This is a genomic window from Vibrio sp. 10N.261.46.A3 (assembly GCF_041472995.1).
Lineage (GTDB): Bacteria > Pseudomonadota > Gammaproteobacteria > Enterobacterales > Vibrionaceae > Vibrio > Vibrio coralliirubri.
The window spans coordinates 1-600 of sequence record NZ_JBFRRH010000176.1; the positions used below are offsets into that span (position 1 = coordinate 1).

The window sequence follows — 600 nt, forward strand, 5'->3', positions numbered from 1 at the left end:
TCAAGTTGATTCGGTATAGGCGAACTTGGTCCCGCACCCAGTAAATAGAAAACAGATCACTAAAACTAACCACCGGCACTTTCTCATTCTACCCTCTCACGACATTCAACAAAGCCACAAACCGATTAACTCATCCCTTTAAGGTTAGCCCAGTTCTTATAACGCTAATTCCAACTCTTATAAAAGTAGCCTTAATAAACAGTGGTCGTAAAAACTTTGAGATAAATTGAGACCCAAACTTGCTAATCTAGCTATTTAGGCAAATGATTAAACTAAAAATAATTAATGGCAGTGATGTAACTTAATTTTATTACTCATTTGACGTGATACGAGCCCTATAAATGAGCTGGGTTGACGTATTTCAAATGATTGATATTTGGGAGGGAAGCTATGGCCGCTATTCCTGATCATCCAAGCGATTTAGAATATGAGCTTTGTTATTTTGACGATGGTTCAATAACCACAATCACGATATTGGTTCACAATCGACAGGAAGCGATGACTTGGTATCTTAGCGAAGGAAAACATATCAACGATCTTTATTCGATAAGACCCGATGAATAATGCTTTGGTATAGAGGACTATACCGAATCAACTTGA

Annotated in this window: 1 protein-coding gene; it reads left to right on the top strand. The window is 37.5% G+C overall.

Annotated elements, in window-relative coordinates:
- The first annotated feature begins 390 nt into the window (after positions 1-390).
- Positions 391-564 carry a hypothetical protein gene (locus AB4484_RS26285; RefSeq protein ID WP_017064349.1) on the top strand — a complete coding sequence of 58 codons (174 nt, stop codon included), beginning with the start codon at positions 391-393 and terminating at the stop codon, positions 562-564.
- Positions 565-600: the final 36 nt, after the last annotated feature.

Excerpts from the sequence above, each read along its gene's own strand:
- AB4484_RS26285 (WP_017064349.1), top strand. The coding sequence starts at position 391 with ATGGCCGCTATTCCTGATCATCCAAGCGATTTAGAATATGAGCTTTGT.